Genomic DNA, 25,929 nt, shown 5'->3' on the forward strand with positions numbered 1-25,929 from the left:
ATAATTTCTTGAAGAAATTTTTGACAACAAATGATCAAATAAAAAAAGAACCAATCCCTGGAAAAAGGAACCGGTTCTTTCGTTTATTAATGAACATAAAAAGAAGCCAAGGGAATGGACACCTCGGCTTTGTAGCAAAATACTTTTAGTTTAATACTTTAATTGTGATGTTTTTGCGGCCCCAATCAAGAGCTGCTCCTTGTGACGGAATGAAGACATCAATTTTATTGCCTTTGATTGCGCCGCCAGTATCGCCAGCGATTGCTTCACCGTATCCTTCGACCCATACTTTAGAGCCAAGTGGAATTACTGAAGGATCCACTGCGATTACTTTTTGGTTCGGATTTGAACGAAGGTCAATTCCTGTTGCTGTAGTTCCTGAACATCCTGCGCAATAAGCTGTATAAGCTGTCGCAGAGACAGTCATTGTTTTACCGGATTGAGTTGAAGCGGCTGCAGGTGCTTTTTCTGCAGGAGCACTTGCTGGTGCCGGTGCTGCTGGTGCTGTTGATTTGGCTGGTGCTGGTGCTGCTGCAGTTTTAGCAGGTGCTTTTTCTGCCACTGCTGTGCCGCCTTTAACAACCATTTCTTCACCAGGATAGATAAGGTGACCGGAAACGCCATTCCAGCTCACTAGGCTGTCCAATGAAATTCCGTGTGCACTGGCAATTTTAAATAATGTGTCACCTGATTTTACTGTATATGTTGAGTTGTCTGCTTTTGTTTCTGATGCTGCTTGTCCATCGACTTTAAGTTCCTGGCTCGGCAAGATCAAATCTGAGGATAGGTTGTTCCATCCTTTTAAGCTTTCTACTGATACGTTCTTATCTTGTGAAATTTCCCAAAGTGTGTCCCCTGATTGGACTGTATACGATGATGAAGCACTAGCTGTAGTTGCTGCTCCCACACTTAAAGCTGCGATAGCAGTTAGTGTAACGATTTGCTTTTTCATAAATTGAAATTCCTCCTTTTCACTAACTTGAACGATCATAACACCTCCACATTTCAGGAGCATGACAGAACGTCAGACGGAAGATAACAATTTAATGACACATAACGAGCTTTTGTTACAGGCTGTAATAAAACTGTTAATTAAGGCGCCGAATCTTTTCAAACTTGGAAGAAGTCGAATTTAAACCGTTTACCTCTTGTAAATCAGGGAATATTAGAATGTTATTTAAAGAAAATAAATAGAGGGGGAAACCACTTGAAAAATGTCACGGTAGTTTTTTGGACTTCATTATCAATATGTATAGGCATGGTAGCCTGGGGGCTGGTTTCACCAGAAAACTTCAAGTCACAGACCGGCGCTCTGACTTCAGCCATCTCCAGCACATTTGGCTGGTATTATCTTCTCACGGTATTCCTGATCTTGGTTTTTTGTGTATACCTGATTTTCTCCAGATTTTCCAATTTAAAATTGGGGAAACCCGGAGACAAACCGGAGTTTTCACTCATCTCATGGTTTGCGATGCTGTTCAGTGCCGGAATGGGAATGGGCCTTGTTTTCTGGACAACAGCCGAACCGATATCCCATGCATTCATCAATGCTCCCAAATCTGAATTGGGGTCCGATCAGGCGATTCAGGAAGCGATGCAATTCTCATTTTTCCATTGGGGACTGCATGCATGGGCGGTTTATGGAATTGTTGCATTGGTTTTGGCTTACTTCAAATTCCATAACGATGCACCCGGATTGATCAGCGCCACTCTCATTCCTTTATTCGGCAAAAAACTGATGGCTGGTCCACTTGGAAAACTGATTGATACATTGGCTGTTTTTGCAACAGTCATCGGCGTCGCTTCGACACTTGGATTTGGATCTGCCCAAATGAATGAAGGCATCTCCTTTCTATTCGGTACACCAAACAACTTTGCTTTCCAAATGCTGATTCTTGCTGTGGCTACGGTTCTTTTTATCGTTTCCGCCTCATCCGGCATCGGACGCGGCATCAAATACTTAAGTAACATTAATATGGCCCTTGCTTTTGTTCTGTTGGTGCTCTTATTGATCGTTGGACCGACACTTTATATTTTCAATTCGTTCGCTGATGCGATCGGCGGATATATGACCAATTTCTTTTCCATGAGCTTTAACCTGGAACCAATCAATGAAGAACGTCGCGCCTGGGTCGATGGTTGGACTGTGTTCTATTGGGCCTGGTGGATTTCATGGGCACCTTTTGTCGGTATTTTCATCGCCCGCATTTCCCGTGGACGAACAGTCAAAGAGTTCATGCTCGGGGTTCTGCTGGTCCCTTCATTAGTGTGTTTCATCTTTTTCGCGGTCTTTGGCGTCTCTGCATTGAATCTTGAACAAAATAACATTGCTAAAATTTCCGAATATACTTTTGAGACAGCTACATTCGGTGTTCTGCAGTATTATCCACTCGGAACTCTATTATCCATTATCACGTTGTTTGTAATTGCCATCTTTTTCATCACTTCTGCCGATTCTGCTACGTTCGTACTTGGCATGCAGACAACTGGCGGGATGTTGAACCCCCCGAATCTGGTGAAAATCACTTGGGGTCTTATCCAATCAGCCGTTGCCGCCATCGTCATCTATACGGGCGGGACACAAGGATTGCAGAATTCGCTGATTATTGCAGCTCTGCCCTTTTCGGTCGTCATCATCTTGATGGGCGTCTCCTTCCTCAAGGCCGCCTCCCTTGATCCATTGGCGAAAAAGGAGAGAAGACGTTAAAAAAAGATCCGGCACATAAAAAATGTGCCGGATCTTTTTTTAATATTATTTAAAGACGCTGGTACTATGCAATGGCTGAACTTTCGATTTCGGATCCAAATAGGATTTAGCATTATTGATGGCTGTCGGCGCTTCACCGAAACCTACCGCAATCAGTTTGACTTTGCCTTCGTATGTGGCAATGTCACCCGCTGCATAAATGCCGGGAATACTTGTTTCCATTTTGGAATTTACAATCACCGAGTTTTTATCCATCTCCAAGCCCCATTCTTTGATAGCTCCGAGAGAAGTGATATTGCCATAGTTGACGATGACATGATCCACGTCAAGGCGTTCTTCATCGCCTTCTTTGTCCATCAGCACAAGCTCACTGATCTGGCCGTTTTCACCAACCAGCTCTTTCACGCCGTAAGGTTTTTTCACTTCCACTTTAGAATCCATCAAGACATCGATATTCGCCTCATGGGCAGTCATTTTGTCTCGGCGGTGGCTCAACGTCACCTGGGAGGCTACGTTTTCAAGCATCATCGCCCAGTCAACCGCTGAATCGCCTCCGCCTAAAACAACCACTTTTTTATCGCTGAAGACAGTCAAATCCTTCACGCCGTAATGAAGCGTTTTGCCTTCGAAAACTTCACAGCCATCAACTGCAAGTTTACGCGGCTGGAATGCACCAACACCGGCAGTCAACAGAATCGCCTTTGTGTAATGCAAGCCTTTATCTGTCTGGATCACGAAATGGTCCCCGTGGCGTTCAGCAGCGGTTACAGTTTCTTCGAGGCAAATTTCCGGGTCTCCATACTTTGCCTGCTGTACGAGATTATCCACAAGGTCTTTCGCCAATACTTTCGGGAATCCGCCTACATCGTAAATGAATTTATCCGGATACAGCTCTGTCAATTGACCACCAAGCTGTGGCAAGCTGTCCAAAATCTTCACTTTCATTTTGCGCATACCACCGTAAAAGGAAGCAAACAGGCCAGTTGGCCCGCCGCCAATAATTGTAATATCAAAAACTTCGCGTTCTTCCATTTATAACACTCCTAATCTAATCAGTAACTATATCCTATCATATTTACCCTGGATTCACGCCATTGGACTTATGACGGAAATTTAAAAAAATAAAAGTTTGAATTATCTGTTTCCTATCCTTAAACTGAAAGTTGGAGACACAAGAAAGGATGAGTGCAGTGGATTTAGGAATCAATGAAAAAGTAGTGATCGTTATGGCTTCAAGTAAAGGCCTTGGTAAAGCGACAGCACTCGAGTTCGCAAAAGAAGGGGCGACGGTCATCATTTCGAGCCGCAATCAGCAGACCCTTGACGAAACTGCCGCTGAAATTAAAGAGGTTTCAGGAAATCAGCAAGTGTTTTCCCATGTTTGCGATATCTCCAAAGAAGATGACATCCAGAGACTTGTTCAATTCGTTGCCGATCAATTCGGACGGATTGATGTTTTGATCAATAACACCGGGGGCCCGAAAGCCGGCGGATTTGATGCAATCGAAGATGCCGACTGGTATAAAGCATTTGACCAGAACCTGCTCAGCTATATCCGCACCTCCCGCGCCGTCCTTCCCTATATGAAGAAACAGCAATTCGGACGCATTATCAACGTCTCTTCTTCTTCAGTTAAAGAAGTGATTGACGGCCTGATCCTTTCCAACACACTCCGTGCAGGAATGGTCGGCTTCGCGAAGACGCTGGCGCGTGAAGTCGCCGGTGACAATATCCTCGTCAACACAGTGGGACCTGGCCGTTTTGCCACCGAGCGCGTAGCAGAGCTGGATGGGATTGCGGCAGACAAACAGGGTATCCCGGTCGAACAGATTACTGAAAAAAGCAAGTCTGCCATTCCGGCCGGCCGCTATGGTGAGCCTGAGGAATTCGCCAAAATCGTCGTTTTCCTGGCTTCAGCTGCCAACTCATTTATGACCGGCCAATCTCTTGTCATAGAAGGCGGTTCATTAAAAGCTTTATAATGTGCCAAATGATTATACAGCCACCTCAAAAATCGATATACTGGGAAATGAACCAATTATAAAGGAGATGTTTTAGAATGGCGAAAAAAGGACACATCCACATGGAAAACGGCGAAATCATCGAATTCGAACTTTTCCCGAACGAAGCACCCAATACAGTTGCAAACTTTGAGGAGCTTGCAAACTCTGGCTTCTATAACGACGTAACATTCCACCGCGTAATTCCTGGCTTCGTAAGCCAAGGCGGCGACCCAACCGGCACTGGTGCTGGCGGCAGCGGCAAAACAATCAAATGCGAAACTGAAGGCAACCCGCATAAGCACCAAGCAGGAAGCTTATCAATGGCACATGCCGGCAAAGACACGGGCTCAAGCCAATTCTTTATCGTTCATGCACCACAACCGCATCTTGATGGCGTCCACACGGTTTTCGGTCAAGTGACTTCAGGACTTGAAACTGCCAAAGCGATGAGCAATGGCGACAAAATGACAAAAGTTCACGTCTTTGACGAAGAATAAACATAACTAAGCATGACCGATCTGGATTGAATTCCAGATCGGTTTTTTTATTTAGTTTTAATAAAAAACCATACTTTTATTCCAATTGGATGTAAGTTCAGCCGTAGTTTCAGCATCCAATGAAAGGATGAAAAGAATGAAAAACTTCCCAGAAAAAAATTCCGAAAATTAAGTCAATTAAATGTTATTACATCAAATAAGTGATATATTGAATGTATAAAATTTATTAGATAAAGGAGTGGGTAAAGTGAAGAAATTCAGTTTCTTGCTGCTGCTTCTGGCTTTGCTGATTATTGTTGCTGCATGCACGCAGGAAAGTGAACAACCTGAAGAAGAAAGTGGGTCTGCCGGCGAAGAACAAACAGTCGAAAACGAAGAAGGAACGATGAGCTCTGATGACCAGCCGTATGCCGTGGGAATTGATACCTCGTACGCACCATTTGAATTTCAAACTGGCGGTGAATACACAGGAATTGATATTGAATTGATGAATGCGATTGCGGAACTCCAGGGATTTGAAGTTGAGTACAATCCAATGAATTTCGATGAAATCATCCCCGCCTTGGAAGCCGGAGATTTGGACATCGCGATTGCCGGAATGAGCATTACAGAGGAAAGACAAGAAATTGTGGATTTTTCAGACCCTTATTTTGATGCTGGATTAGCTCTTGCCGTCCCTGTAGACAATACGGAAATCAACTCACTGGAGGATTTGGAAGGAGAAGTAGTAGGCGTAAAAAATGGAACTACCGGCTCTAAGTTTCTTTACGACAACCGCGAAGAATTCGGTTATCGGATATCGAGCTTCGACGAAAGCCCCACCATGTTCGCGGAAATGGAAAATGGCTATTTAGATGCTGTCGTGGAAGATTATCCCGTAATTGCTTATGCGATCAGCACAAAAGACTTGGAAATTAAAATTGTGGAAGAGCGATTGACTACCGAACAATACGGCATCGCTGTACTAAAAGGAGAAAATGATGAATTGCTTGAACAAATCAACGCTGGCCTTCAGGAACTGCGTGACAACGGTGAATACGACGAAATACTTAACAAGTACTATATCCCTTGATAAAAAAGAGTTTGAAAAATCAACTGAACCCGCCCTGAATCTATCTTCGGGACGGGTTTCGTGCGGCGTCTTTCAAGCGCCGCGACCCACAGATCCGGAAATACGATCCGTAGCAGATTAAATACGATCCATTGGCCTTGAAATACGATCCACAAGAAAAAAACCAAAAAAAATACGCCCGCAGGCGCATTTTCTATAAAACTTTGCTCAAAAACGCTTTTGTCCGCTCGTGCTGCGGATTGCCGAACAATTCCTTCGGCACGTTCTCTTCTACAATATACCCACCATCGATAAACAAGACACGGTCGCCCATTTCAGCAGCGAACCCCATCTCATGTGTTACGACGACCATGGTCATGCCTTCACGCGCCAGTTGCTTCATGACATCCAGTACATCCCCCACCATTTCGGGATCGAGTGCAGAAGTCGGCTCATCGAAGAGCATGATTTTCGGATCCATCGCAAGCGCGCGCGCAATGGCGACGCGCTGTTTCTGGCCTCCGGAAAGCTCGCCTGGGTAAGCTTTCGCCTTCTCCCTCAATCCAACTTTATCCAATAGCTCGTACGCCTTTTTCTCGCTGGCTTTTCTGTCGCTTTTCTTCACTTTCATCGGCGCGAGGATAACGTTTTCCAACACCGATTTATGAGGAAACAAATTGAATTGCTGGAACACCATGCCGACGTCCTGGCGAATTTTGTTGATGTCTATTTTGGGATTGGTGATGTCGACCCCTTCGATATAGACATGTCCTCCCGTAATTTCTTCCAAACGGTTCAAGCAGCGAAGAAAGGTGCTTTTACCTGATCCCGATGGCCCGATGACGCAAATGACTTCTTTTTCTTCCACGACCGTGCTCATATCTTTTATGACTTCCAAATCGCCGAATGATTTTTTTAGGTTTTCCACTCTGATCATAGTCATCTTAAAACAAACTTCCTTTCTACAAAGCTCGCCAGCGTGGAGAGCAAGTATATGACGACAAAGTAAATGACCCCTAAGATCAAGTACACATTAAAAGCATCAAACGTGGCACTGGCCTGTATCCGGCCTTCCTGTGTCAAATCCGCAACTCCGATGACCGATAGCAGAGATGTATCCTTCAATGAAATGATCGCCTGATTGGTGATGGTCGGCAACATTCTTCTGAAGGCCTGCGGCAAAATGATGTAGCGCATATTCTGCGTCGAATTCAATCCCAGTGAACGCGCCGCTTCTGTCTGCCCTTTATCGATCGACTGAATGCCCGCACGGATAATCTCCGAGAAGTAGGCACCCGCGTTAATCGCCACTGTCACAATTCCAGCAGTAGTATTATCCAAAGAGATGAAATCCAATGAATTCAAGCCGAAATAGATAAAGAACAGCTGAACGATAAATGGCGTTCCCCGAATGGCATCAACAAAGATTTTTGCGATCCAGTTCAGGATCTTCAACGGTGCCAACCTGAACAGCGCGACGACCAAGCCAATCAGAAAGCCAATGACGATGGCAATGGCGAAAATGTATAATGTGACTTGCAGCCCTTCCATTAAGTACGGTAAAGCATTGATAATTGTATCCATATCCACATCCCCTTTGCATCAAAAAATGCAGCGCGCTTCTGCGCGCTGCATCCATTTTTATTCAGCTGCGATATACTTCGCCAAAATTTCATCATATTCTCCGCTGGCCCGCAATTCCTCAAGGCCTGCATTGATTTGTTCAAGAAGTTCTGCGTTTTCACCTTTCAACACGGCAATTCCGTACTGATCTCCAGTTAAACGTTCGCCCACTGTTTTCAAATCAAGTCCACTTTCCGCAATTGCATAGGCGATGACCGGATAATCTTCCAGCAATACATCAGCATTGCCGTTTGACACTTCCTGGAACATCGATGGGCTGTCTTCAAATTGAGCAATCGTATAACCATATTCAGCTTCATTGTCACGGGCAAATTGCGCTCCTGTCGTTCCGCTCTTAACAGCTACTGTCTTGCCTTCGAGGTCTTCCAGAGCCGTAATGTCATTATTGCTTTCAGCTACTACCAAAGACAATCCTGCATCAAAATAAGGATCGGAAAAATCAACCACTTCTTTGCGTTCTTCTGTAATACTCATACCCGCAATTGCAACATCCAATTGGCCTGCCTGCAAAGCTGGAATGATCCCCCCAAAATCCATCGGGCTGAATTCAATTTCGAATCCTTGATTTTCAGCAATCGCTTTGATCAAATCAATATCGATTCCTGTATATTCGCCGTCCACTTCAAATTCGAAAGGTGGATAGGTAGTATCGATTCCTACCGTATATGTTTCCCCTTCAGTGCCGCCGTCACCGCTTGTCGTTCCTTCTTCACTTTCGTCGGATCCACAGGCAGCAATCACGAGCATCATGGCGATCAATAGTGCTAAAAGACTCCACTTCTTCATTTTATTTCCCCCTTGTTTTCTTTCATCAGTCAATCTAAGTAATAATATATCATAATTTTCTCAATTCCAGAACCTTTGATAGAAAATAACCAACATTCTGCGAAATGGACCAGTACTAATTAACCTCTTTTCTGGCCACTTCCCTTTTTTTGCGAAGGCGAATGAACAAACGGAAATTATGAACCAATGTTTTAACTACCGCATAGGTTGGAATCGCAATTAAAATTCCGATAAAGCCGTATAGAGCACCTGCTATCATCAGCAACAGGATAATCGTCAGTGGATGAATATTCAAGCGGTTGCCCATGATGTTGGGAGTGACTAAGTTTCCTTCAAGCTGCTGGACGACCAGCAATACCAGAACCACTTTTACCGCCATCCACATGTCTCCACTCATCAACGCAACAAAAAGAGCTGGAATAATTCCGATGAGCGGACCTAAAAAAGGCACAATGATCAAGAACATGGCAAAGATGGCTAAGCTTAAGGCATAATCCAGTCCGATGATCAGATACCCGATGTACATCAACACGCCCACTACAGCCGCGACAATCGCCTGGCCCACAATGAACGAAGAAAGTGTCTGGTCGACATCTTTCAATAATTTTTTGCCCTCGGGCTTGTGTTCTTCCGGTAAATACTTTATTAAATGAGGAATGAACTTTTCATCATCCTTCAATAGAAAGAACAAAACAAAAGGGACGACGATCAGCACAATGGCGATATTCACAACCATCCCTAAAATGTTCATTACATTATTCAGCAAACCTTCTGAAAGGTTTTCCAGATAGTTCAAAGCCCAGTCCCTTATTTCCGGCCCTGTTACTCCTCCCAATTGAAAATCAGACAGGAAATTGTTTGATTCCTCGGTCACTTCTTCAACTGTTTCTGGAGCCAGATTCGCTAAGCTTTCGACTTGATTGGCGATAACCGGTCCGAAAAAATAAAGTAAAATGGATAACAGTAAGATAATGACAGTAAAGACGATTCCGATTCCAGCAATTTTGGGTACATAGCGCATCAGCCATTTCACGAGTGGCCGCAACAGATAATAGAGAAGGCCTCCCAATAGAATAGGCGCAAAAATAGTTGCAACAACGACCTGCAGGGGTTCAAAAAAATAATCGATTTTCCCCAGGAAAAACAAAGTGACTGCAACGAGCAAAACTGCCGTCGTATATTCAAAAAATGGTTTTTTAATCCACATACTTATTCCACCTTTCTTATTACCACAATAAATCCAGCGCACAAAAAAAGCGAAAGCAAATAGGAGCTTTGCTTTCGCTTGCTGTCATCCTTTTATTTATCTTCTTCAAGTTCCTTCATTTCTTTATGGGTTTGTGGGAATGCGTTTGCCTGCCATTCATCTCGATAAGCGGAATCCAGCTGAGACAAGCCTTGCTCCGCAGAATCTTCCAGCGCTTCGACACTTTCACGTTCGTCCACTTTTTTACTGTTGCGCATATCCGTATCTTCTTTTACACTTACTGTGTTTTTTTCCTGATACGCTTTATAAACAAAAATTCCTGAGGCTGCTGCGAGCGCGCTGCCAATAAGCGTATTCATTGTTGATTTTTTCATCCGAATCCCTCCAAAAATTACATGGTTTTCTTTCACTCTTCTTTGTATACCCTATATATGATTTTTTAACTAGGTCTGCTTATTTTTTTTATGTTTCAGGATTTTAGTTGCTGCAAAGCTTTTTCTTCCGCCGGAATGCGGACAAGGAGAAGCAGGAGCGCATTTGCAATACTGAAGATCAAAGCTGTTCGCCATGCTCCGAAGACAAGCGGCAATGCGGCTATCTCTAAAGCCACAACAAGGTAATTGGGATGTGGCAGCCAGCGATAAGGTCCCTTCTTCACTTTTTCCGCTCCAGGAAGGACCAGGATTTTAGTGTTCCAAAAGCGGCCAAGTGACGATAAAGCCCAAATTCGCAAGACCTGTGAAATGGCGAAAATCACCAAAAAAACTTGCCAACCGGCTCCAAGACCTCCTTCTGATGACCACACTTCTACGACCAGGGACAGGAAGAAAAGCACATGAAGCAAAACGATCCATTTATAATGCCCGGCACCAACTTCGATTGCCCCTAGTCTTCTCATGGCTTTTTCGTTGGAACGCGCATAGGCTACTTCCAATAGGCGCTGCAATATGACAAAGCTCGTCAACAGATAGAAGAATGTCATAACACGGATTCTCCCCACTCCAGCCACAGCATTTCCGAACTGAAACCCGGACCTAAAGCGGTAAGCAAGCCCTCTTCCCCCTGCCGCGGTTTCTTTTCCATGAAATCCTTTAGTACATAAAGCACTGTGGGCGAAGACATATTGCCGTACTTCGCGAGCACCGCTCGTGAGATAGCCGTTTTTCCAGTTGATAAGCCAAGTGATTTCTCATAGGCTGACAACACCTTCTTGCCCCCGGGATGAGCAATGAAGTGGGTAATATCTGAAGACGTTCTTGAGATTTTCCCTAAAAAGAGATCTACATTGGGCTTCAGCCATTTTTCGATGATTTTTGGGATATCACGCGAAAAAACTACATGCAGCCCTTCATCTTTGACATCCCATCCCATGACGTCTTCAGAGTCCCGCATCAACGTTGATTGTGTTTCCTTAATATGAAATCCTTCTCCGGGCAAACGTACGCCGTCTCCTGTAACCAAGGCACAGGCGGCGCCGTCTGCAAACAGGGAAGTTCCGATCAAATTGCTTTTTGAGGTATCAGAGCGCTGAAAGGTTAAACTGCAGAGTTCCAGACAAAGTACTACCACAACCGCTTCCGGGTAAGCACGGCAATAGTCGTCCGCACGGCTGATGCCTGACGCGCCCCCTGCACAGCCAAGCCCCCATAAGGGAATGCGCTTCACGTGCTGCGGCATCTGCAGGATATTCATGATCCGGGCATCAATAGTCGGCGTAGCCATTCCCGAACTTGATACAAAAATGAAAGCATCTACGTCCTCTTTATCCACCTGTGCTTCTTCCAGACAGCGGGATACGGCGAGGCTGCCCATTTTCACTGCCTCCTCTACATAAAGCCGATTCTTTTCTTCCAATCCCCGCTCTTCTTCAAACCAGTCTAAAGGAGCAGCAAAGTAACGGCCTTCAATCTGGCCGTTTCCAAATACCTTTAAAAGCCTTTCAATGTCTGTGTACTGACCGCCGAATAAATTCCGGACCACACTGACAATTTCTTTTTGACCCACGTAGTAAGGAGCATTTTCCGTAACTACTTTTCGAATCATGGACATCGGCATTTCCTCCTCTGTATCGTAATTCCCTATTCTTTCCCTCTAGCGCTATACCTTGAAATGCTCGCCCTTACTACTGCAGCTGACATGAATATTCCAAAATTACCCTGCCGAGCTTCCCGATAAACTTATTCACCCGAACCTTGTATACTTAAAAGTGAAGGGAAGGAGGAAGCTTATGGCGGTTAATCGACAGCTACTCGGATGGCAATTAAACAGTTACGATGATTTCTTTAAAGCTTTACAGGAAAAGCAGCATCCCCTGACTCCCGTCGCCCATCGCGGCCTGTGGAATCCGGCTCCCGAAAACTCACTTCCCGCTATTCAAAACTGTATAGACCATACTATTTATTTAATCGAATTGGACATGCAATTGACCAAAGACGGCCAGATTGTTCTCATGCACGACAGCACCGTTGACCGGACGACGAATGGCTCGGGAGAAATAGAGCAACTGACATTAAAAGAAATAAAACAATTATCTTTAAAAGAATTGAATGGCGGACCCAACGCAAAAAACACCAAAGAACAAGTGCCCACACTTCTCGAAGTTCTTCCATTGATCAAAGGAAAAGCCATGATCAATGCAGATAAGGCTTGGGATTTACGGCATGAACTTTATGCTTTGGTCGAACAGCATGATTTGTTTGATCATTTCATGTTAAAGAGCGATAAACCGGTTGAACAGCTAACCGCCTTTTTTGATTCCAATCCGCGAAACATGTCTTATATGCATAAGCTGAGCGATAAGAACATTCATCAACTTGAGTTGCTGCTGGAGACTGTTTCTCCAACAGCGATAGAACTCCTTTTTTATACAGAGGACGACGTAGTATTGTCCGACGAGATCATCTCCAAACTCAAAGACCAAACGAATTTATGGGGCAACGCACTTGATTTCGCTGAAAATGCCCGGCGCTCGGATTCCCTTTCCCTTTTAGATCCCGATAAAGGCTGGGGCTGGTTTATAGACCGAGGCATCACCCTGATTCAAACAAACTATTCACTGCAATTCATGGACTACGCAGAAAAGAAAATGAAAGTAAACGAACCCGGCTGAGTCTAAGCCGGGTTCACTTCTTTTAATAGTTCTTTTACTTTTTTCCCGACAAGGCTTGCTGAAGCCGGGTTCTGCCCTGTAACTAAACGTCCTGATTCGATAACGCAAGCCGTGAATGGCAGCTGTGCTATTTGAAATAAGGTTCCCTGATCTCTCAGCGCCTGTTCCAGTGAAAAGGGAATATCACTGTACACCCCCATTATTTTTTCTTCCAAATCTGAAAATCCAGTCACGACATGGCCAGCCAACAGGTTTCGGCCATCGGACAACTGGATATTCTGCAGAGCACTTGGTCCATGGCAGACAGCCGCCACCACACCGCCCCTTTCATAAATGGACGCTGTCAATTGCTTCAAGCCTGAGTGATTCGGAAAATCGACCATCGTTCCATGGCCTCCTGCAAAGTAAATGGCCGCATAATCCCGCCCTTTAACCTGTTCTGGGGTAAGCGGCTTTTTCAGTTTGCTCATCAGTTCATCATCCATATAGTAATGGCGTGTTTGCTTATGGGCAACCGCTTCCATCAAACTGAGCGGATCAATTGGAACGCGGCTGGAAGCGGTACTGATAATATCCACTTTAAAATCATCCTTGATTTCATGATAAAAATCGGTCAGCTCCCTCAGCCAAAGGCCGGTTTTCCTCCCTCTTGCTCCAACTACAGCTTCATTTGTCACAACAATCAGTATTTTTTTCATAGCTGTCTCCTTCCACGTCGGATTTACTTATTTCTTTTTTATTCCCTTTACTCCAGAAAATTACTCACTCTCCCAAAACGCATCATTTACTTATTTTATATAACATTTTATTGTTACTTTTTACTTTATCGTGTGGTAAAATAAGATCAAATAGGGAGGGATAAATATGAAGACTTTTTTGTCTTTAATTGCAGCTGCCATCCTGATGTTCAGTTCGTTTTTGTCTCCCGCCAAAGCGATTGTTTTGTTTGATGATGTCTTTGCCAATCACCCATTCGCTTTTGAAATCGCTTATCTGTACGAAGAAGGAATCATCAATGGGTACCCTGATGGCACCTTCAGACCTGACGACCCTGTTACCCGTGCCCATGCTGTCGCGATGATCGGACGTGCCTTGAACCTGGACGACACGCCCCGTTCCACCGGTTTTAGAGATGTTCCCGCAAGCCATCGATTCTCTGGTTATATCGCTTCCGCCGCTGAAGAAGAAATCATTTACGGGTTTGCGAATAATTATTTCCGGCCCGACTGGACTGTCACCCGTGGCCAAACTGCCGCAATACTCGACAGAGCCTTCTACTTCCCTGAAGCACCAGACAACAACTTCCGGGATATGAGTAAAAATCACTTTGCTTTTGATGCTGTCTCAAGACTGGCTCACCAAGGAGTCGCACGCGGCTATCCGGACAATACTTTCCGTCCTGACGTTCCGGTTACCCGTGCTCAATTCTCTGCATTTCTGGCTCGCACCATCGAACCTTCTTTCATTCCTGACAAACAGGATTTGCTTGAGACAGCTAATGACATTTTGGCTGAGCTGAAGGCTAAGGATTTCGGTGATGTCGCAGCTTATGTGAGTTCTTCAGAAGGATTGACCTTCTGTCCTTACAGCGGTGGCTGTATTGACAATGGAGGGGTCACTTTCACCAAAGCACAACTGCCAGGCTTCATGAATGATCCCAATGATTATTTATGGGGCTTCCAGGATGGCAGCGGCTTCGAAATCAACTTGACACCTGCTGAATATTACAGTGAGTACTTGATGGATACAGATGCGACTTATAACGCCAAAGAACGCTATGGCCGAACTGTCCAGCCAACTACTCATGAGTTTATCCACCGGTTGTATCCTGAAGCGACCATTGTCGAGTATTATTTCCCTGGCACAGACCGCTACGATGGAATGGACTGGCAAAGCCTGAACATGGTCTTTGAGAAGAACAGCAACGGTGACTGGGTGTTGGTGGCCATCATCAATGATCGCTGGACCATCTAACCCAAAAGAGTCCGTAAAGAAAGACCCGGCATGTCAACTGCCGGGTCTTTCTGCATTTTCCCTATGCTGTTTCAATAGAACCGTTAAGGCCGCCTGGAATTTCTCATTATCTTCCGCACGCCTTTTCTTCGGCCCTTTCATCCTGCCTCCGCCTTGCCTGATTTTCTTCGCGACATGACGGCCATGCAATAATTGCTCAATATTTTCATCTGAATAGACGCGGCCGTTTTGATCAATCGGAATTCCGCGTTTGGCGAGCACCATTGCCGCCAGTCCATAATCCTGGGTAACGACAATATCCCCTTTGTTTACCCTGTTAACCAGAACGAAGTCAACCGCATCCGCTCCTTTTGAGACGGTGATGGTTTCCGCACCTTCCCTGTGCATCTCATGCGAAGTATCGCAAATCAAAATGACCGGCAACTGATATGCTCTTGCTAAGTCGATGGTCTGTCCGACGACCGGACACCCATCTGCATCAATGAGAACTTTGATCATTATTTCTCTGCCCCTTTCGCCATTTCATCCACCAGTTTCTCAGCCGCTCTCCGGTAAAGATTGCTGGTATGAACAAGAGATGCGATGAGCAGCACGCGTTCCAGCTCTTCCGATTCCTCAACGCCTGCCGTTTGTTCGGCAGCTTCTCTCGCTTGGCGCTTTAAACCGTCTGCGAAAATTTCCGCATTGCCTTGTTGGAGGCTTAAATAGCTGCTGTAAAACTGTTCCAGATCCAGCTCTTTTTGTGCCGCTTTTTCATTAATGCCATTCAATACCTGCTTAACGTCATTGATGGACAGCGCACTTTTCATCTGATAGATCAAGCTGATCAGCATGACGTGGTTCCGGCTGTATTTCTTATTTTGGACCGGATAGAACAATTTTCCCTTCGCGTAATTATTGATCATGGTTTTGGTCAGGATTTTCTCATCCGGATGCCGCTTCGATTCGGCGAAACTGGATTCAAACAATTGAATGACCTGATCGATATACAGATCAATCTTTGGAATATCCTCTGGCAGAACCTGATTATGGAAAGCCATCTCTTCGATGATTCTATCTGCTTTTCCCATTTCCTTCACGCTCCCTGCGGTATTTCATACTGGCTATTTTACCTCATTATCAATTTTTCTCCAAACTTGACTCTGTTTAATAATGCGAGTATCGTTATAAGTAGTTTCAATAACTAGATACAGCAAGGAGCTGTTTTACATGACTGACTATATCCGAGAACCTTTTAACGCAATATCCCACTTGTTCGGTGCAGTGTTGTCCTTAGTCGCTCTCTTAGCGATGGTCATCAAAGCCGCCTATGCCAACGAATCTGCCCTGCATGTCACAGCAGTCACCATATTCGGCATCAGCCTGATTCTCTTGTACACCGCTTCCACTATTTATCATTCGGCCATTTCACAGCCTTATATCATTGCGTTTTTACGAAAACTGGATCACTCGATGATTTTTGCCCTGATTGCGGGTTCCTATGCCCCATTCTGCCTCATCGCCCTTGGCGGAACTCTCGGCTGGACTTTGTTTTCACTTGTGGCCGTTTTGGGGGTGAGCGGCATCTTCTTTAAGATGGTGTGGTTCCATTCCCCGAGATGGCTGTCGACCGCCATCTACATCGCCATGGGCTGGATCATCATCTTCGCCGTCGTCCCGCTGGCGGACAGCCTGTCGCTGACGGGCTTGCTGCTGCTCGTGGCAGGAGGGATCTCTTATACAGTTGGCGGAATCATCTATGGACTAAAGCCCGGTTTCTTGTCTTCCAAGTATCTCGGCTTCCATGAAATTTTCCATCTGTTCATCCTGTTCGGCAGCCTCTGCCACTTTTTGTCCGTTTATTTTTATGTACTATAAAGAGAAAAGCGGAAGCGCTCTAAGAAATTCACACTACAGAATATCCAAATTAAACTGTCAGAATGATATGATAAGTGTTAAATCAGCCGAAAGGGGCGTTCTCATGAAAAAATTGGATCCGCAGCAAACTGACATGGCTACTGTGTTATACGAAGCCTATCTTAAAGGCCAGACGATACCGAAAGAACAAATACCCGCGTCTTTAGAGAAGCGCACAGCGTATGCCATTCAGCATGCAGTTACTGCCAATAAGACCAGTCGTGGCCAGGAAGAATTGAAAGGCTATAAAATCAGCTTGACGAGCAGGGAAACCCAGGAGCTTTTCCAATCAGAAACTCCTTTATATGGGGCCCTCACCACTTCCGCTTTATCGGACGGCATCATTGAACTGGATTCGATGTCTTCTCCATTGATTGAAATCGAATTGATCTTCATCGCCAAGGAAGACCTATCGGCAGCGGACGACATTCCTACGCTCCTGAAGAAAACCCGGGTTGCGCCAGGCATTGAAGTACCGGATTCCCGCTTTGATGACTGGTTTCCAAAAATCACTCTTGGCCAAGTCGTTGCCGACAGTGCCGTAGCCGGAAGGATCGTAACCGGCTTGCCGCTGGACAATGTCAGCTACGAGCAGTTGGAAAAGCTGCCTGGAAAACTGACATTCGATGGCCAGGAAATTGCGGCGGATACTTCTGCTGAAGTCCTGGACCACCCCGTCAATGCTCTTCAATGGCTGGTTAATGAGTTGGATGGCCACGGCTTGACGGTCAAAAAAGGCATGGCCATTTCATCCGGCACCTTCATTTTGCCGAAAAAGCTGGAACGCGGATTTTACGAGGCCAGCTACGGTGAATTGGGATCGGTCACTTTAACCGTCAATTAATCAGAAAAGGGGCCTTGGTCAAAATGACCATCAGCAAGCGGGAATGCACTGGAATCGGTTCTCCGGCGATCGCTTCAAAACTAGTAGTGGTTACGATGATGCCCCATCAAGGTAGTTTTAAAGACGGCCACTGCTTTATTCCCGAAGCATTTTAGCTTGCGGAAAGTATTTTGCCGAGTTTGGACAGTAAGCTCTATTAATGGAATAAAACAATTCTTCTTTTCAAATAAAACCCATAAAAACCGTTGGAGAAAAATCAATCATTTTTCTCCAACGGTTTTATTTCAAGAACTTATGGAACTGCCCCTTCTTTTTTATTGCCATCCTTTCAATGTGCAGGGCCCCGGTTCTTCGACATGATCCATCTATAGTAAAAGACAATAAGGATCACAAAAATACCCAGCATCAAATAGAGATTCGAATAGCCGGCGAATCCTGCAAGCAAACCAAGCGATACCGAACCGATTGCAATTCCGCTGTCGTAAAAAGCGAAGAACGTTCCTGTAGCGTAACCGCTGCGATGTTTTTCAGCCGCCTGTATGGCAAGGCTTTGGAAACTTGGCAGCAAGGTTCCGTAGCCAAGCCCCACCAATGCCCCTGATACCAATAGCATCCCCGAAGACTCGGCAAAGCTCAACGATATAAGCCCCGCGCCAAAGATGATAATGGATGGAATGATGACGACATTTGGCCCGACGGTGTCAAATATCCTTCCAGTGAATGGACGGACAATCAGCATCGCAATGGCATAAACGACGAAGAAGAAACTTGCAGCTTTGATCAGCCCCAGTGATTCCGCATAGACAGAGATGAATGTCAGGATGCTCGCATAGGCAAAGGAAATGAAAAAACCGACCGTTGCAATCGGCATCGATTTTTTCTCGAGAAAATCATTGATCGTCAATTTATGTTTTTCTTCTTTTTCAAACGGCACTTCATCCACTTTAACGGCTAACGCACAAAAGAAGCCAATAATCATGATAACGGAAAAAATGATGAAAATTGTCTGTGCCGATATATACGGCTGCAGGGACAAAGCAATGAACGGTCCGGCTACAACAGCCAGATTCATCGCAATGCCGTAATACCCCAAGCCTTCACCACGCCGCTCAGGTGGAATGATATCCGCTGCAATAGCTCCAGCTACAGTCGTCAGCAAACTGAACCAGATCCCTTGGAAAAAACGCAGCAGCAACAGCACGGTAAAACTTCCGACAAATACATACAATACCGTACTGACAGTAAACAGGAAAAGTGAAATGATCAGTATTCTCTTTTTCCCGACTTTCTCCAAAATCATCCCTGCAAAGAAACGCATGATAATAGCGGACAGCAGGAAAACGGAAACAGCCAAGCCCCCTTGGGTAGCCGTACCGCCTAAATCATTCAGCACAAACAGCGGCATAAACGTCAGCAGTGCATAGAAAACCACAAAAATAAAAAACGTGCTTATTGAAATATTAATAAAGCTTTTTGTCCAAATTGGTCTTTTTTCAGCCATTCTTTACATCCTTTTCATCAGAACTCTTCATTCCTATTTTTCTCAGTAATCCAATCAGTTGATCCTGTTCTTCCTCCGAAAGACCCGAAACCAGTCTTTCTTCTGCCTGCCGAATCCGGTTTTCAATAGCCGGCAATTTTTGTTCAGCAAAAGAGGAAAGCTGCACAATCCGCTCCCGCTTGTCCTGTCCTTCACGGCGGAAGATCCATCCGCTTTCCTCCAAACGGACAATCGTTCTCGTCACAGTCGGAGCCTCGACGTTCATGTATTGCCAAATCTCTTTTTGAGTCATCGAACCGAATTGTTTCAGACAAAACAGGATGGACCATTGAGAACTGTAAAGTTCAAATTCCTTCAAGGCCTCGTTCACTTCCTTGATCGACAAACGGGATTTTTGATGAATTTCGTGAAACAATAATTTTTTCATAAGTTTACCTCTTATTTTATTTACTTAGGTAAGTATATGCCCCTTCCAACACCTTGTAAAGAAAAGTATTTCGACTCCCAAAAGAAAAAGGCGATCTCCTAACGGAAATAGCCTTTCTGCTTTTATTACACGAGGAAGCCATGTTTTTTTGCATCAAACAATAATTCTTCGCGGAATTTCGGGTGGGCGATTGCGGCGAGACGCTTGGCACGTTCTGAAATGGAAACACCGTGCAAACGGGCTACTCCATACTCCGTGACGATATTGTCGACATCGTTTTTCCCGGTGGTCACTACAGAACCTTGCGCAAGCGCCAATTTGATCCGTGACAGGGTATCATCTTTTGCAGTAGAAGGCATGCAAATATAACCTTTGCCGTTTTCAGCGAACCGCACGCCACGGGCAAAATCAATTTGGCCACCACTTGAAGAATAATACTTGCCGCCAACCGTCTCAGACGCACATTGGCCGAACAGATCCACTTCAGTTGTGGAGTTGATGGAGACGATATTCTTTTCTTTAGCGATTTCCCTCGGATCATTGACGACACTGACCGGCTGGAATTCAACAGCCGGGTTATCATCGATGAAATCATAGAGATTTTTGGAGCCGAAAGCGAAAGTGGCGATAATTTTACCGGGATTGGTGAATTTCCGCGATCCATCGACTGCACCGGCAGCTACCAGGTTTGCGACACCATCAGGAAGCATTTCCGTGTGAATCCCTAAATGGCGATGGTCTTTCAACATGCTGATGACAGCATTGGGAACCGCCCCAATTCCAATTTGCAACGTATCTCCGTCTTGAATATCCTGAATGATCGTCGACGCAATCAGCAAATCTTTATCGCTGATTTCCGGAACTTTCTCTTCTGACAGAGGTGCATGATGCTCAACATACCCTGCAATCTGGCTGATGTGGATCTGGTTGCGTCCATGTGTCCGGGGCATATGGTCATTCACTTCCAGAATGAATGGCACTTTCCCGATAAAATCGGCAATATAATCAGCTTGTGTACCTAAAGTGAAATAGCCATGTTTATCCATCGGTGAAGCCACGGTCATGATCATCGACATTTTGGTTGTCTTCTGAAGCAGCCGGGGCATTTCATGGAAGTTATTTGGAACCAGCTCCATTTTTGCCTGTTGGTAGACCTTCCGTGTGGCACCGCTCAGAAAATACGAAACGTGCTTCAATTGCTCTATTTCACCTTGAATATAGGATCTTGAGCGCAAAGCCAGCATTTGATGGATTTTCACACCATCTAGTTGTTCAGCGTTTTCCTCCAATATATCCAATAACCGGATTGGTTCCCCATTCGCGATTGGAACAATCAAATCAGCTTTTGCATCGATCAACGCAATGACTTCCTGTGGGCTTAATTTCTTTCCCATTTTGTAACCCCCTGTTTGCTTCGTTATGCTACAACTTTACCACAGATCAAAGAGACGCCAGTTTTTCGGAAATTTCTGCACAATTCCGTCTTTTCCTTCCACTAAAAAAACCGTCATTTTTTTTGACGGTTTTGATTTTTTAAGGCAAAGCCAAAACCAGCTAAGCCGAATAATGCCATGAGCGCCCATAAGATCGCCAGAATAATGGAGCCTATTCCGTCACTGCCTTCTAAGACAGCTGTCAGCTGCAGGGCAAAGAAAGCCAGACTGATGAGGGCAATGGCCCCAAAATAGATAAGTCGTGCTTTAAAACTGAAATGCTTCATTTTCCCGACCCCTTTGGTTTTTCATTGTTTTCTACACGTTTTTGTCCAGGCGAGCATAGACAGCAGGAAAAGCTCAAATGCGTTGGTGCCCACTGAACTTTCTAGCGAAACTGGAACAGCGCTGTCGCTTCCTACTAACCACTGCACCAATCAGCATTCACTTTCAGCCGACCACCTGCCGTGAATTACCGATTACTCTTACCATTCACTTTTACAGAAAGCTTCAAACGTCCAGATCCATCATCCTGATTTTATTTGAGGAGAAATTTTGTCCGGCTGTAGCCTTCTTTTGATTTCTCGACTTCCAAGATGGCCGGAATCGCTGCCTTCAGTTCCTGCACATGTGAAATGACGCCGATCATGCGTCCTGATTTTTGCAGGTCAATCAAAGTTTCAATTGATTTGTTGAGCGACTCTTCGTCCAGTGAACCGAAGCCTTCATCGATGAACATTGTATCAATTGAGACATTTCCCTGGAAACTTTGGATGACGTCTGCCATTCCAAGTGCCAGGCACAGCGAAGCATTGAACTTTTCCCCGCCTGACATGGTCTTCACATCACGCGTCTGCCCTGTATAAGCATCGTAGACGTCCAAACCCAATCCACTTTGTTTGCCGCGTGATTCCTGGCGATCGCTGCGGATCAAGTGGAACTGGCCGTTGGACAAATTCTTCAGCCGCTCATTGGCCGATAGGATGATCTGCTCCAAATACTCGATTTGGAGATAGCGTTCAAATGAAAGCTTCAAACCGTTCTGGCCCCGGAGCATGTCGTGAAGATCCGCAATCCGATTCAGGGTTTGCTCAGCTTCGAGCGCTTTTCCAATCACCTTCTGGATGCTGGCGATCAAAAGCGCCCCTGCTTTTTCGAAGTCCTGCGAACGGTTGCGTTCCGCAAGCGCCTGTTCATAAGCTTCTTTCAACTCCGCCAGCTCTGCTGCTGCCTGGCTCAAATCTTTTCGGCTTTGAGCAGAGAGCAGTTCTTCCAGTTCACCGACCTGTTGCTGCAGAGTATGGCGTGCCTGGCTGAATTTCTGGATATCCTTTTTCAAAGCTGCAAAAGCCGCATCCCCCAGTTTTGCCTGTTGATAGGCTTCTTCAGACTCAAATGCCGATTTTTCCAGCGCTTCCGCAAATTGTTGCTGTGCTTTGTCTTTCTTGCCGGCTATTTCTTCTGCGGTAGCTTTGGCATGACGCACGGAAACCAGAGAACTTGCCAGCCCTTCTTTCGATTTTTGGAACTGGTCCTGAGCGCTTGTCCAGCTTTGCTCCAACTGCTGCCTGCGTGAAGCTGTCTGCTCCAATTGTTGCTTCAGAACAGACAATTCCCGCAGTTCTTCTGGTACCGCAGCCAGTTCGTTTTCATAGACTGCCTTGGCTGTTTGGCAAGAAGCTTGCTGTTTCTGCACTCTTTCCGCTATTCCGTGTCTGTTCTGTTCCAGTTGCTCAATTTTTTGGGAACAGATCGCCACCTGCTCTTTCCATTTCCGCATTTCCTGTTTGCCGACTTGCTGTTTCTTCGTCAGCTCAGTTAACTTTCGTTTCGTTTGTTCCAGCTGGAGCGCTTGCTCTTCAATCTGGCCCGCTGCCAGTTTCAAGTCCGCCAGATCTTGTCCTTTTTGGTCCAGTTGTTCCTGCACAGCAAACAGTTTAGCTGAAGCATTGCGGTATTCTCTATCTACTCCATCAAATTCTGTTTTCGCCGCTTCCACTTGTTCTTTCGTCACCATCTGGCCTTCGATTTTCAACTCTGTTCCAGGGTGATCCAAGCTTCCACAGACAGGGCAGGCTTCCCCGGCGCGCAACTGTCCGGCAAGAACATGCGCCTGATCGGCAAACCACTGCGCTTCCAATTGGCGATAAGCTGAATCTGCCTGCTCAAAGGCCATCTTTTGTTCTTTCTCAAGAGCCTGTTGCTGCTGTTCCTGGAGTTTCAGCGAGATATACTCACTTGTTACGCGGCTCTTTTCAGTTACGGCTGCCAGTTCCTGCTGTGTTTCATCAGACAATTCCAAAAAATCTTCCAGCTCGATAACTTTTTCATCCAATTGCTTTTTCTCATCTTTTTGGGCGGCGAATTCTTCTTCCGCTTGCTTCAAAAGCTTTTCCGATTGCCGCACGTTTTTCTCCTGGCGGTCAAGATTGTCTTTTTTCTGGTCCAACTCCTGGATGGCAGGCAATAGCTTTTCCAAATAGACAAGCTGCTCACGCAATTGGTCGCGTTCACCTTGAAGCGCCTGTTGGGCAATAAAGCTTGCCTCAGCAGAAAGCTTTGTTTGTTCCGATTGCTCTTGTTGTTGGATGGCCGCTTTCAGAAGCTCATTTTTTTCGATTTCATTGTTGCGCAACTCATGAAACAAACTCTCGATCCCCGAAATGTAGCTGGCACGCTCTGCCGCTTGCAACGCTTTTTCCTTGTCTGCATAGTCTAATTGCAGTTGGTCGAGCCGTTCAAGCTGGCCTTTCTTTTCATCCAGTTCATCGAAACGGCCATTCCACTTTTTCGCTTCGTGATAGGCGGTCATTTTATCGGTATGGAGCTGATATACAGCCTGATACTTCTGTTCATCCAGACTGATCTTATCCTTGTAATAAACGACTTCTTTTTCCAGGCCGTCCAGCACCTGATTGATGTTCATATGTTCGCGGCCCAATACTTCAAACAGCGCAGAATCACGTTGCGGCAAGGAAGTGGCGATCCGCTGGACGAAGCTGTTCAGGTCATGTTGTTCGCGCTCAAATTTTTTCGCCGCCTCATCCTTCTTCTGCTTGAGGCGTTCACTGATCAGTTTATACGGCTCCGTCTTAAAGATTTTCCGGAGAATCTCTTCTTTGTTATCTGTTTCAGATGTCAGGAGTTTACGGAATTCGCCTTGCGGCAGCATGACGATTTGGCTGAACTGATTTTGCGTGAGGCCGATGATTTCTTCCACCCGACGGTTGATCTCCGAGACGATCTGTCGCTCAACACATGGCTTTTCGCCTTCTGCACTGCGTTCAAAGAATTCATAGCGTTCCCCGGTTGCGCTTTTATTGCCTTTTTTGACATGGCCCATCTGGCGCAGGATCCGGTAGATCTTGCCGTGGATTTCAAATTCCATTTCCACACAGGTATGGGTCGCGTCATCCGCAAAGTCGCTTCTCAAGATACGTGATTCACTGCGGTCAGAGCCGCTCGCTGAACCATATAAAGCAAAACAGATGCCGTCAAAGATGGTGGTCTTCCCCGAACCCGTGCTGCCTGAAATGACAAACAGCTGGTTTCCCTGCAAGTCAGCGAAATCGATTTCTTCAGTGTTTTTATAAGGACCGAATGCAGTCATCTTCAGTTTTAACGGTCTCATGACTTCACCTCTTCTTTTTCAGCAGGTTCCTCATGAAGGAACTCCTGAAGTACGTCTTTGAAAATATCAGCGGTTTCATCTGTTGCTTTCTCACCTTTCACTTCCTCGTAAAAGGCATGGAATAAAGACAGGGAATCCATTTTTCGGCGTGAACCGGCGTCACTTTGCATCATGCTTCCCGAAAAGTTTCTTCTTTCCACATGCATGGCGTTCGGGTAGACTGAGCGCACTTTTTCCATCGGAAACAGTACCGGCGCATCGTCCAATAAAGTCACGAAGACAAAATCGTCACTGATTTCATGGCGCAGAATTTCATCCATCGTGCCTTCGACCGTACGCATATTGCGCCTTGGGGAAAATAGCCGCTTGGTTACCGAAACCTCTCCTGCTGCATCCATTTCAACAATGTGGAAGCCTTTTTGATGATGTTCTTCTGAAATCGAATATTTTAAAGGAGAGCCCGAATAACGGATGGTTTCATTCCGTACATAATGGGCTTTGTGCAAATGGCCGAGAGCAGTATAGTGGAAACCTTCAAAATGATGGGCATCCACATGCTCTGCTCCGCCGATCGACAGCGGACGTTCAGAATCGCTGGTATTCTCTTCCTGTTCCCCGTGAGGCGTGACAAAGGCATGGCCGACAAAGACATGTCGGGCTTGTGTGTCATACGCGACTTTGATGTTTTCAGTGATAGCCTTCATGGCGTCATTATGGCTGCGGATCGCATCGTCTCCAAACGCATAGCGCACCATCGAGGGATCCGTATAAGGCACCAGATGGAAATGGACTTCTCCGAACTGGTCGTTCAGGACAACCGCCTGATGCTCTTTATGGACATGGCCCGCGATATGGAGTTCGTTCATCTTCATCAACCGGCTGCCGAAGTTCAACCTTCCTGGGCTGTCATGGTTCCCCGCTACTGCCAGGACCGGCGTATTCAAATCCAACACGATTTTCGCCAACACCTCATCCAGTAAGTTGACAGCGTCGGTTGGCGGCACTGCCCGGTCATAAAGATCTCCTGCAATGATCACAGCATCAGGCTGTTCTTCTTTTATTGCATCTATGAATTGCGCCAGCAAAAACTGCTGTTCTTCTGTCATGTAAATTCCTTGGACCAGCTTGCCTAAATGCCAGTCAGCGGTATGAAAAAACTTCATCGGAATGCCCCTTTCTTTGTTCGCAAAAGAATATATGTTCGTTCCATTATACACGA

General features: G+C 45.6%; 27 protein-coding genes. 9 read left to right on the plus strand and 18 right to left on the minus strand.

The features are described from left to right. Window positions 1–145 precede the first annotated feature (145 nt). Window positions 146–952, minus strand: coding sequence for a LysM peptidoglycan-binding domain-containing protein (locus K8U60_RS08915; protein WP_223637245.1), 807 nt, complete (start codon window positions 950–952; stop codon window positions 146–148). A 255-nt stretch (window positions 953–1,207) separates the two neighbouring features. Between K8U60_RS08915 and K8U60_RS08920 the strand changes: the two genes are divergently transcribed. Beyond that, a complete protein-coding gene (locus K8U60_RS08920) occupies window positions 1,208–2,707 on the plus strand; it encodes a BCCT family transporter (protein ID WP_223637248.1) in 1,500 nt (499 codons plus the stop codon). A 45-nt stretch (window positions 2,708–2,752) separates the two neighbouring features. On the opposite strand, the gene K8U60_RS08925 is transcribed toward K8U60_RS08920, so the two are convergent. Continuing rightward, a complete protein-coding gene (locus tag K8U60_RS08925; RefSeq protein ID WP_223637251.1) occupies window positions 2,753–3,739 on the minus strand; it encodes an NAD(P)/FAD-dependent oxidoreductase in 987 nt (328 codons plus the stop codon). 158 nt (window positions 3,740–3,897) lie between these two features. On the opposite strand from K8U60_RS08925, the gene K8U60_RS08930 reads away from it, so the two are divergent. The 3 genes from K8U60_RS08930 to K8U60_RS08940 all read left to right on the plus strand — a co-directional run bounded on the left by K8U60_RS08930 (window position 3,898) and on the right by K8U60_RS08940 (window position 6,279). Beyond that, a complete protein-coding gene (locus tag K8U60_RS08930; RefSeq protein WP_223637694.1) occupies window positions 3,898–4,689 on the plus strand; it encodes an SDR family oxidoreductase in 792 nt (263 codons plus the stop codon). A gap of 77 nt (window positions 4,690–4,766) precedes the next feature. Further along, window positions 4,767–5,207: a peptidylprolyl isomerase gene (locus K8U60_RS08935; protein ID WP_146558378.1), complete on the plus strand. Its 441-nt coding sequence runs from the start codon at window positions 4,767–4,769 to the stop codon at window positions 5,205–5,207. A 247-nt stretch (window positions 5,208–5,454) separates the two neighbouring features. After that, complete coding sequence (locus K8U60_RS08940; RefSeq protein ID WP_223637253.1) at window positions 5,455–6,279, plus strand: transporter substrate-binding domain-containing protein; 825 nt, start codon at window positions 5,455–5,457, stop codon at window positions 6,277–6,279. A gap of 193 nt (window positions 6,280–6,472) precedes the next feature. Here the strand turns inward: K8U60_RS08940 and K8U60_RS08945 are convergent, their stop codons facing one another. From K8U60_RS08945 to K8U60_RS08975, 7 genes are all read right to left on the minus strand, one after another. After that, complete coding sequence (locus K8U60_RS08945; RefSeq protein WP_298832842.1) at window positions 6,473–7,201, minus strand: amino acid ABC transporter ATP-binding protein; 729 nt, start codon at window positions 7,199–7,201, stop codon at window positions 6,473–6,475. Further along, a complete protein-coding gene (locus K8U60_RS08950) occupies window positions 7,198–7,842 on the minus strand; it encodes an amino acid ABC transporter permease (protein ID WP_223637256.1) in 645 nt (214 codons plus the stop codon). The genes K8U60_RS08945 and K8U60_RS08950 overlap by 4 nt, the downstream gene beginning before the upstream one ends. Window positions 7,843–7,899: 57 nt before the next feature. After that, entirely contained in the window at window positions 7,900–8,688 is a 789-nt protein-coding gene (locus K8U60_RS08955; RefSeq protein ID WP_223637258.1) for a transporter substrate-binding domain-containing protein, read from the minus strand. A 115-nt stretch (window positions 8,689–8,803) separates the two neighbouring features. Beyond that, window positions 8,804–9,895: an AI-2E family transporter gene (locus K8U60_RS08960; protein WP_223637260.1), complete on the minus strand. Its 1,092-nt coding sequence runs from the start codon at window positions 9,893–9,895 to the stop codon at window positions 8,804–8,806. Between the two features lie 92 nt (window positions 9,896–9,987). Beyond that, the gene (locus K8U60_RS08965) at window positions 9,988–10,269 is read right to left on the minus strand and encodes a hypothetical protein (protein ID WP_223637262.1); all 282 of its coding nucleotides are present in this window, start codon (window positions 10,267–10,269) and stop codon (window positions 9,988–9,990) included. 95 nt (window positions 10,270–10,364) lie between these two features. Next, window positions 10,365–10,877, minus strand: a complete 513-nt coding sequence (locus tag K8U60_RS08970) for an isoprenylcysteine carboxyl methyltransferase family protein (RefSeq protein WP_223637264.1) — start codon at window positions 10,875–10,877, stop codon at window positions 10,365–10,367. Then, window positions 10,874–11,944: a type III polyketide synthase gene (locus K8U60_RS08975; RefSeq protein WP_223637266.1), complete on the minus strand. Its 1,071-nt coding sequence runs from the start codon at window positions 11,942–11,944 to the stop codon at window positions 10,874–10,876. The genes K8U60_RS08970 and K8U60_RS08975 overlap by 4 nt, the downstream gene beginning before the upstream one ends. 178 nt (window positions 11,945–12,122) lie before the next feature. On the opposite strand from K8U60_RS08975, the gene K8U60_RS08980 reads away from it, so the two are divergent. Continuing rightward, window positions 12,123–13,004, plus strand: coding sequence for a glycerophosphodiester phosphodiesterase family protein (locus K8U60_RS08980; protein ID WP_223637268.1), 882 nt, complete (start codon window positions 12,123–12,125; stop codon window positions 13,002–13,004). 2 nt (window positions 13,005–13,006) lie between these two features. Here K8U60_RS08980 and K8U60_RS08985 read toward each other — a convergent pair whose 3' ends face one another. Continuing rightward, window positions 13,007–13,702 carry a type 1 glutamine amidotransferase domain-containing protein gene (locus K8U60_RS08985; RefSeq protein ID WP_223637270.1) on the minus strand — a complete coding sequence of 232 codons (696 nt, stop codon included), beginning with the start codon at window positions 13,700–13,702 and terminating at the stop codon, window positions 13,007–13,009. Between the two features lie 166 nt (window positions 13,703–13,868). Here K8U60_RS08985 and K8U60_RS08990 point away from each other — a divergent pair, with 166 nt between their 5' ends. Further along, window positions 13,869–14,978 (plus strand): S-layer homology domain-containing protein, encoded by a 1,110-nt coding sequence (locus tag K8U60_RS08990; RefSeq protein WP_223637272.1) that lies wholly within the window; start codon window positions 13,869–13,871, stop codon window positions 14,976–14,978. A 33-nt stretch (window positions 14,979–15,011) separates the two neighbouring features. Here K8U60_RS08990 and K8U60_RS08995 read toward each other — a convergent pair whose 3' ends face one another. Both K8U60_RS08995 and K8U60_RS09000 read right to left on the minus strand, forming a co-directional pair. Then, window positions 15,012–15,476 carry a YaiI/YqxD family protein gene (locus K8U60_RS08995; RefSeq protein ID WP_223637274.1) on the minus strand — a complete coding sequence of 155 codons (465 nt, stop codon included), beginning with the start codon at window positions 15,474–15,476 and terminating at the stop codon, window positions 15,012–15,014. Further along, the gene (locus K8U60_RS09000) at window positions 15,476–16,048 is read right to left on the minus strand and encodes a DUF1836 domain-containing protein (protein ID WP_223637276.1); all 573 of its coding nucleotides are present in this window, start codon (window positions 16,046–16,048) and stop codon (window positions 15,476–15,478) included. Before K8U60_RS09000 ends, K8U60_RS08995 begins: the two co-directional genes overlap by 1 nt. 139 nt (window positions 16,049–16,187) lie before the next feature. Between K8U60_RS09000 and trhA the strand changes: the two genes are divergently transcribed. The 3 genes from trhA (at window position 16,188) to K8U60_RS19050 (ending at window position 17,873) form a co-directional block, all read left to right on the plus strand. Further along, window positions 16,188–16,835: a PAQR family membrane homeostasis protein TrhA gene (trhA, locus tag K8U60_RS09005; protein ID WP_223637278.1), complete on the plus strand. Its 648-nt coding sequence runs from the start codon at window positions 16,188–16,190 to the stop codon at window positions 16,833–16,835. A gap of 103 nt (window positions 16,836–16,938) precedes the next feature. After that, window positions 16,939–17,718: a 2-keto-4-pentenoate hydratase gene (locus K8U60_RS09010; RefSeq protein WP_223637280.1), complete on the plus strand. Its 780-nt coding sequence runs from the start codon at window positions 16,939–16,941 to the stop codon at window positions 17,716–17,718. Window positions 17,719–17,741: 23 nt separating this feature from the next. Beyond that, the gene (locus tag K8U60_RS19050) at window positions 17,742–17,873 is read left to right on the plus strand and encodes a hypothetical protein (protein WP_263298624.1); all 132 of its coding nucleotides are present in this window, start codon (window positions 17,742–17,744) and stop codon (window positions 17,871–17,873) included. Window positions 17,874–18,046: 173 nt separating this feature from the next. On the opposite strand, the gene K8U60_RS09015 is transcribed toward K8U60_RS19050, so the two are convergent. From K8U60_RS09015 to K8U60_RS09040, 6 genes are all read right to left on the minus strand, one after another. After that, entirely contained in the window at window positions 18,047–19,219 is a 1,173-nt protein-coding gene (locus tag K8U60_RS09015) for an MFS transporter (RefSeq protein ID WP_223637286.1), read from the minus strand. Beyond that, complete coding sequence (locus K8U60_RS09020) at window positions 19,212–19,646, minus strand: MarR family winged helix-turn-helix transcriptional regulator (RefSeq protein ID WP_223637289.1); 435 nt, start codon at window positions 19,644–19,646, stop codon at window positions 19,212–19,214. The genes K8U60_RS09015 and K8U60_RS09020 overlap by 8 nt, the downstream gene beginning before the upstream one ends. 125 nt (window positions 19,647–19,771) lie before the next feature. Further along, entirely contained in the window at window positions 19,772–21,040 is a 1,269-nt protein-coding gene (locus K8U60_RS09025) for an acetyl-CoA hydrolase/transferase family protein (protein WP_223637291.1), read from the minus strand. Between the two features lie 113 nt (window positions 21,041–21,153). Beyond that, window positions 21,154–21,366: a hypothetical protein gene (locus K8U60_RS09030; RefSeq protein ID WP_223637294.1), complete on the minus strand. Its 213-nt coding sequence runs from the start codon at window positions 21,364–21,366 to the stop codon at window positions 21,154–21,156. A 251-nt stretch (window positions 21,367–21,617) separates the two neighbouring features. After that, window positions 21,618–24,710, minus strand: coding sequence for an AAA family ATPase (locus tag K8U60_RS09035; protein WP_223637297.1), 3,093 nt, complete (start codon window positions 24,708–24,710; stop codon window positions 21,618–21,620). After that, window positions 24,707–25,873 (minus strand): exonuclease SbcCD subunit D, encoded by a 1,167-nt coding sequence (locus tag K8U60_RS09040; protein ID WP_223637300.1) that lies wholly within the window; start codon window positions 25,871–25,873, stop codon window positions 24,707–24,709. The genes K8U60_RS09035 and K8U60_RS09040 overlap by 4 nt, the downstream gene beginning before the upstream one ends. Window positions 25,874–25,929 lie beyond the last annotated feature (56 nt).

It is taken from the genome of Planococcus circulans (assembly GCF_020023385.1).
GTDB lineage: Bacteria > Bacillota > Bacilli > Bacillales_A > Planococcaceae > Planococcus.